At 38.6% G+C, this 7,516-nt stretch carries 5 protein-coding genes; 3 read left to right on the forward strand and 2 right to left on the reverse strand.

Features of this window, described 5'->3' with window-relative positions:
* Positions 1 to 67: 67 nt before the first annotated feature.
* Both MUW73_RS00110 and MUW73_RS04660 read right to left on the reverse strand, forming a co-directional pair.
* Positions 68 to 442, reverse strand: coding sequence for a hypothetical protein (locus MUW73_RS00110; protein ID WP_243575125.1), 375 nt, complete (start codon positions 440 to 442; stop codon positions 68 to 70).
* The gene (locus MUW73_RS04660) at positions 381 to 836 is read right to left on the reverse strand and encodes an IS66 family transposase (RefSeq protein WP_445083563.1); all 456 of its coding nucleotides are present in this window, start codon (positions 834 to 836) and stop codon (positions 381 to 383) included. The genes MUW73_RS00110 and MUW73_RS04660 overlap by 62 nt, the downstream gene beginning before the upstream one ends.
* An 800-nt stretch (positions 837 to 1,636) precedes the next feature.
* Between MUW73_RS04660 and MUW73_RS00115 the strand changes: the two genes are divergently transcribed.
* The 3 genes from MUW73_RS00115 (at position 1,637) to MUW73_RS00125 (ending at position 7,321) form a co-directional block, all read left to right on the forward strand.
* Entirely contained in the window at positions 1,637 to 1,903 is a 267-nt protein-coding gene (locus MUW73_RS00115; RefSeq protein WP_243018081.1) for a hypothetical protein, read from the forward strand.
* 148 nt (positions 1,904 to 2,051) lie between these two features.
* Complete coding sequence (uvrA, locus tag MUW73_RS00120) at positions 2,052 to 4,862, forward strand: excinuclease ABC subunit UvrA (protein ID WP_243018082.1); 2,811 nt, start codon at positions 2,052 to 2,054, stop codon at positions 4,860 to 4,862.
* Between the two features lie 254 nt (positions 4,863 to 5,116).
* Entirely contained in the window at positions 5,117 to 7,321 is a 2,205-nt protein-coding gene (locus MUW73_RS00125) for a hypothetical protein (RefSeq protein WP_243018083.1), read from the forward strand.
* Positions 7,322 to 7,516 lie beyond the last annotated feature (195 nt).

A 7,516-nucleotide genomic window follows, 5' to 3' on the forward strand; every position in this document is an offset into this window, starting at 1 on the left:
AACAGTGTCAGGAACAGATATGTTTTGCTGCTTCAGTTGTAACGGTCACTTTTTGAACGCAACTATTTTACAAGGGGCATTTTTTTGGTATAACTCTGCCATAGTAGTGAATGGATACTTTCCACAACATAGGTTTTGCTCGCATGATATTTCTGGCTACTCGATTAGCATGGATAGCCCCTGGTAGTCTGGCAATAGTTTTTAGGCCATAGCAGGTCCGTTTACGTAGTTTTTTAATGCGCCTTAAAAAGATAGGTAGCCCGATAGAATGATTCAAAAAGGCACGATGCAGTGCAAATAGCTCACTAGCTATTGCTTTCAAATAATACCCTAATGCTTTAACGTCACTATGCCAACTATGGGCAAATCTTTCAAAATCTCTAGCTATATGTGACCAACAAAGTTGGCGATGGATGAGTGGAAAATAAATTATAAACCGCATATCTATAGCTAATCACAGTCTGTTGGCTGAGATATAGTCCACTACTTTCTAAGACCTTTCTACTTCTAGAAGTAGTCAACTTAAGCAGACTAGCAATAGAGCTGGTAAAGATCCAGCTCCAACCTAGCTTACTGCTATTAAAGTGTCCAGTTTCGTTTATATGTAGTATTTTGCTTTGCTTAATGGTTGTTTCTACCTCTTGGTAAGCTGCTTTGCATTTGGAAGCTACCCTAGCTTCACTGTTAGATATGCTGCCTAAGCTAATATCAAGGTTGAAGATATCTTTTAGTATATGGGCTACTTCTCTTTTAGAATTTTTGTAAAAGTCTGTTAAAGCTGCGATTACTGATTTAACCTTAAGACCAAAAGCATCTTTGGTAACACCTTGAGGCAGTGAAGCAGCGTAGCGTTTGCCACTTTGAAACCGGGGTGACCTGGTTGGCCGCCTCTATTACGAGTACTTTTTACTTTATGCCGTTTTTGCTTGTATAACTCTTTAGAACTGGGAATAGAGGAAGTCTTGGAGGTGAGGCCTAGCTTATTTTTTAGCTTAGTATTTTCTTCCTGCAAGAATTTATTAGCTGATTTTAAAGAGATGTTTTTGTACACTGTGCTTTCTAATTGCAGCTTTTTCCAAAGGCACGTTTTGCTTATCTACGCTTACCATGGTCTTGAACGGCAACATTTTTGCGTGGCATTAGTAAAAACACTTTCTTATCAAGAAAAAAGTAGCTTTAAAAATGCTTCTTTTCCCCATTCGTCCCTGAGCAACTGCATGATTTACTACTCGTTTGAACCAATAGAAAAAGTATGCCTTATTTCAGTATAGCCACTCAAATTGAAATTAATGCGCTAGATGGGCTTTATATTTCAATATAAGGTACTATATTGCACAAGTAAATCATTTGCACAAGCTATTGCTAATGGCAATTTGGGTGTCGGAGTTTGTGTATGCTCCTCACATACATTGCGTATTCTGCGGTACCCGGCTGTACTTCTTCTAAAAATTACTGATCGCAAATAGGTTTTTAAGAAGAGCTAGGCCTAATGATTTTAAAAATAGTATCCATTCAGTTAATGGCGTTAACTTAAGGGGTATATTTAATTGATTATTATATATAATAATATATAAAAAACGCCCCTTGTAAAATAGTTGCGATCAGCAAGCGCCCCTTATAGCTGAGGTTACAAAAAATGATTCAGCAGGATGCAACCTTTTTAAAAATAAGGGAAACAGCCACCATGGCTTTGCATTTTTTATTTATGCAACCCGTTACCACTATTGTTGAAGTTAGCCAAGCAACCGGTAAAGCATATAATACAATCCGTAATCTATTTAAAGCATTTCAAGAGCTAGGTCTGGTCGTTGAACAAACGCTTTATAGACGCAATAAAGTCTATCGCTTTCAACCCTATCTAACACTTTTAGAAAAAGAATACAGCGCATCGGGTGCATCCTGACCATACACGAGTTTGGCAAGCAGTCTATTGTAGATATCTTTCAATACTACTATATTGGGTTTTTTGCCCAAAGCTTGGTTTTTTGTTTACCATTTTTGTGCACCAATACATATAGCTATATGTTCCATTATTCTACTCTATACCGTTCATGCCTGGTCACTTGTTAGACTTAGATACACTAAGCCCAAAAGATTTTATTATCATAAGGGGTGCTAAAATGCATAACCTTAAAAATGTAAGCGTAGCCATTCCACGCAACCAACTGGTGGTTGTTACGGGGTTATCCGGTTCTGGCAAATCCTCTTTGATTTTGGATACCCTTTTTGTAGAAGCCCAGCGGATGTATATAGAGAGTGTGAGTGCCTATGCGCGCCAGTTTCTAGGCAAACTAGAAAAACCCTTGGTGGATACCATTCAAGGCCTTTCTCCCGCTATTGCCATTCGCCAACAGGTCTCTAATCATAACCCTCGTTCTACCGTAGGTACCCTGACAGAACTTTGTGACTATCTAGCTTTACTTTATGCCCGTATTGGTACAACTTACTCGCCCATTAGTGGCCAAAAGGTAGAAAAAGATAGCGTTTCTGATGTAGTCGATTACATTCAACAGCAAGCAGATGGCACGAAGGTATGGATCCTCTATCCTATGGTAGTGGCCGATCAAGCAGCCTTAACGCAAAAGTTAAAGGTCGAACAGGGCAAAGGGTTTACCAGAGTCATGCAGGATAATCAACTGTTTGATATAGACGAACTATTGACCAATAGTCAGGTCTTATCATTAGACCAGCCTATCTATGGGTTAGTAGACCGAGTCATCGTTAAAAAAGAGGACCAAGACAACCAATATAGAATAGCCGACTCTGTTCAAGTAGCCTTTTTTGAAGGGATGGGTCATGCAGTAGTCGTGTTAGTTGGGTTGGAGCAAAAATATTTTTCAGATCGATTTGAACGAGATGGTATGGCTTTTGCGCTACCTACCCTTGCTTTTTTTAGTTTTAATACCCCTCATGGTGCCTGTAAGGTCTGTTCTGGTCTAGGCCAATTGATTCGTATAGACCCCAAGAAAGTTATACCCAACCCAGCTCTTTCTCTTGTAGAAGGGGCTATAGCCCCCTGGAATGGGCCCACTATGTCTAAATGGTTAGCCCCCCTTTTAGCCAACCATACTACCTTGGATTTTCCAATTCACACCCCTTATAACAGCTTGACGCGAGATCAGCAACACTTTTTATGGAAAGGGAATTCGGATTTTATAGGTATTGATCGATTCTTTGATTTTTGTGCCACCCAAACTGATAAAATACAATATCGGGTTTTGCTATCCCGTTACCGCAGTAAAACGATATGTGCCGATTGTAAAGGCAGTCGGCTGCGCGCAGATGCTCATTATGTTAAAATCGCTGATTATTCCCTAATCGATCTATTGTTGATTCCCATCCATGACTTGATACCCTTTTTTAATCAATTGTCCCTTACAGCGCGTCAGACAGCTATTGCCCAAAGAATTCTAGTAGAAGTTAAAAACAGACTCCGTTATTTAGCTCAGGTGGGCTTAGACTATTTAACCCTTGGCAGGTCTATGTCTACTCTATCTGGTGGAGAGCATCAACGAATTAAATTAGCCACTGCATTAGGAAGCCCCCTTTTTGGCACCATTTATATCTTGGATGAACCCACTATTGGGCTGCATCCTCGTGATACCGATCAGTTGGTAGCGTTGCTAGTAGATTTAAAAAACCAAGGCAATACCGTTATTGTAGTAGAGCACGAAGCCTTGGTCATGCGTGCGGCTGATTCGCTTATTGAGATAGGCCCTCAAGCAGGCACTGGTGGTGGTAGGTTGGTTTTTCAGGGAACCTTTCAAGCATTGCTCCAAGCCAACACCCATACCGCACGCTACCTTAATGGTAGCGCTGCGGTTCCCCTGCCTAGTTATAAACGTCCTTGGCGTTATGGTCTACATATTCACAGGGCCACCCTCCATAACCTGCAGGACGTGAGTGTAACCATCCCCCTGAATATCTTAACTGTTGTTACAGGTGTAAGTGGATCAGGCAAGTCTACGTTGATCAAAGAGATCCTCTATCCTGCTTTGGTGCAACACCTTACCAAACCTTCGGCTATTTTGGGACTACCCACTCTGCCATCCGGTCTATTGAGTGGTGATATAGCGCGTATTCAAGCCGTAGAATTGGTCCATCAAAATCCATTAGGAAAATCTTCCCGGTCTAATCCTGCCACCTATTTAGCCATCTATGATGCCATTCGAGACCTTTTTGCCCAGACCGATCTGGCCCGTTCTCGCGATTACCAGTCGGGTCACTTTTCTTTTAACTCAGAAAAGGGGCAATGTCCTGCTTGTCGAGGAGAAGGCCAGCAAAAGATAGAGATGCAATTTATGGCAGATATTTACCTGTTATGTGAACACTGTAAGGGAAGTCGCTTTAAGCCTGAAATAACCGATGTAACCTATGCTGGAAAAAACATAGCCCAAGTACTCAGTATGACTGTAGAGGAAGCATTACGTTTTTTTGTTAGTCATGCTGCCATTTGCCATAAGTTAAAAGTTTTACAAAAAGTAGGTTTAGGATATATACAATTAGGCCAATCCTCTAGTTCTTTAAGTGGCGGGGAGGGGCAGCGGCTTAAGTTGGCCTATTATTTAGAAAAAGAGTTAACGGATCAACCTATCCTCTTTATATTTGATGAGCCCACTACTGGGCTCCATATGCATGACGTAGCACAATTATTAAACGCCATGCATGCCCTGCTTGATCAAGGGCATACTGTTCTGGTCATTGAGCACCATATCGATGTGATTAAGTGTGCAGATTGGGTCATTGATTTAGGCCCCGATGGCGGTAAACGGGGCGGTAAAATAGTATTTACCGGTAGCCCAGAAACCTTGATAAAAGAGCCTAAAAACCATACCGCCTATTATTTAAAGGAAAAAATGTAGGAATTAGTTGCATCTTATTTTTTTTTATACTATCATTGTAGCAAATTTACTTAAGCGGGTTTTTCTACAAAGCTGTTCATGCAGTATAATCATAAATAAATTAGTAAGTTTAGCTTGCATAGTCCTAAGCTATACCTTATTTTTGCCTAAAAGCCCGTAGTAGTAGTGTTAAGTAAAAAATCTTTAATCAAAATAGTTAACTTTAGTCAAGTAGTTATAATTTAAGTAGTTAATAATCAATAAATTCAATCAAAATGGTTTATAAAGAAATTAAAAATAAAATTCCTTCCTTGTCCAGCTTATTACTGGCAGGGTCATTGTTTGGTGGTGGTGGTTGCAAAAACTGTGACGGCGAAACCAAATCTGATGCTACAGAACAAAAAGACCAGCCAGTAGCACCAGCCGAGGCACAGTCTGCTGTTAATGATGATAGTAAAGGTGCAGAAAAGAATGATAGCCGTATAGTAGCTGATCCTGATCTCGCATCAGCAAATAAACACGCTTTACAAGTATTTTCAACTGCTTTAGGGTTAGATTACTTAAAAAATTCTTCGGATCTTCATTCTTTGACAGAGAAAGACTTCTCAACTTTCTTTTCTGGTAACACGCCTGAGGCCCACGTATACAACTTAATTCAGAACATTAGCAAGGATAAAGATAAGTACAACCCCGATATTATTCATACACTGCAGCCTCTTTTCAGTCTTTCAGAAAAAGCCATAGCTAAATTCAAGTACTGCTGTGCTTTAGCTCGATTTGTAAATGAAATCCCTCTTTTTGTTGAAGCAATGGGTAAAGTTTATAATCTTCTATTCAAAGAAGTTGCTGCAGGTGCTACTCAAGATCAGCTTAAAGAATTGAAAAAGACATGTATCGACAATGATTTATTACCTAGGCTTAAAGCATTTGAAAGCACAACAACTTTTCATGAATCTATTGCTGGAAAACTATTAGACGGTGCTCAGTTAGCTAGGTTCTTTACTGATAAAGATGCAAAAGGTAAAGAAAAATCTGAAGCAAACAAAAACGGCCACTCATATGGTGTTCCTGCTATACTTGAAGATAAATGCGCAGTTTGGATTAAAACTAAAACTTCAGATAAATCATGTAAAGACAATACAACCGAATCTCTTGAGGACCTAGATCAAAGAGGGTCGGGTATAAGTGAAGACATTCTGGTGCAAGGTGGTCATGGTACTAAGATGCCTAAAATTAAAAAACTTAGTAATGATGGGCTGATAAGTACATTTAATATCAACAATCTGTCGAATTGGATAAAATTAGATCATACCGACCCTAACTATAATAATCTAAATGGTCTAATTGAGAGCCAAGTCAACGATGATCAAAATGGTTCTAAGTGCTGCTCTGATATTGAATTTGGTACTCTTTTATTTACTTTATTTAGAGGGAAAATTAATTCAGGTTCAGATTTCTTACAAATAGATAAGTCAAATAAACAGACAAAAGACAACCCAAAGGTGATATTGAAATCAAGTCATGCTAATTTCAAGAACTGGGTAGAAAAAGATTCTAGTACATTTGCTAGTGATTTGTATGACCACATAACAAAAGATCCTCAATTAAAAGAACTTTTTGTTATTCCAAATGTAGATACTTTGTACAGTTATATTTTACCTAAGAGTAAAATGAATGCAATTAGTAACGATCACTCAGCAAGTAACGCAGTAGCTTCAGCAAATAAATCTAATGATTTAGAACATGCGGAAAGTATTGACCCAGATACTCCACTGGGTATTATATGTCAAGGTATTGTGGATATACTTGGTTTAAGCTCTATTAGTGCAGTTGAAATGGGCAAAAAGATTACAAGAATCTCATCATTAGCTAATGAAGCTAATTGGAAACTACTAGAAGCATCAAATGCTACATTTGATCAGCTAGTGTGTATTAAAATTGCTGACGCACTAGTAAAGCATAGTAAAAGACTCGTACAGCCCGGAGATACAAAAACTAATTTTATTTCTATGACCAAAAGCGGACTTGTAGCTGTGATTGAGGACACTATAAAGAAACAATCAGATTTTGCAATCGTTAAAATTGCAAAGGACGGAAAGGTTGCGAATACTATAGTTTCTGACGCAATTCTAAAAAACTTGAAGAATATTAATAAGAAATTACAGAAAAAATTTGATGATTCATCATATACAATTATCAATATCGATAAAGAGGTTACTGAGAAACTTAAAGGTACGACCGACCTAAACTCTACAATGAATATCAACCTTCATGAAGCATGTAAAAAAGCGGTCAATAACCTGGAAAAACTGATTTTAACCGACCCTACTAGTTTGATGATAGTACCAAATAAACAAATAGTTGCTCAGGATTTTCCAGGCATCTACTTAACGGCTAAGCAGGTTGATCAGATAAATGAAATAAAAAAGATATATTTCGATAGAAAAAACAAAAGGCCAGGTGCTACTCCAGTCGCTTAGCTTCATTTTATCTTTTTAGATTAAGGCTTCCAACCTGGGGACTAGCTTTTGCTAGCTCCCAGGTTTTTTAATACCCTATCTCTAGTCCTTCTACTTATCTATCTATTCAACCCTATTGTAGAGCTACAGGCAAAAACCCCCCCCCTTGTAAAATAGTTGCGATCAGAAAGTGACTCTTATAGCTGACATAGAAAA

The sequence above is a fragment of the Candidatus Cardinium sp. cByotN1 genome (assembly GCF_022810525.1).
Taxonomy (GTDB): Bacteria; Bacteroidota; Bacteroidia; order Cytophagales; family Amoebophilaceae; genus Cardinium.

What these genes read in the sequence shown, in the direction of transcription:
- MUW73_RS00110 (WP_243575125.1), bottom strand. Translation starts at nt 442, where the DNA reads ATGCGGTTTATAATTTATTTTCCACTCATCCATCGCCAACTTTGTTGG.
- MUW73_RS00115 (WP_243018081.1), top strand. Translation starts at nt 1,637, where the DNA reads ATGATTCAGCAGGATGCAACCTTTTTAAAAATAAGGGAAACAGCCACC.
- uvrA (WP_243018082.1), top strand. Translation starts at nt 2,052, where the DNA reads ATGCCTGGTCACTTGTTAGACTTAGATACACTAAGCCCAAAAGATTTT.
- MUW73_RS00125 (WP_243018083.1), top strand. Translation starts at nt 5,117, where the DNA reads ATGGTTTATAAAGAAATTAAAAATAAAATTCCTTCCTTGTCCAGCTTA.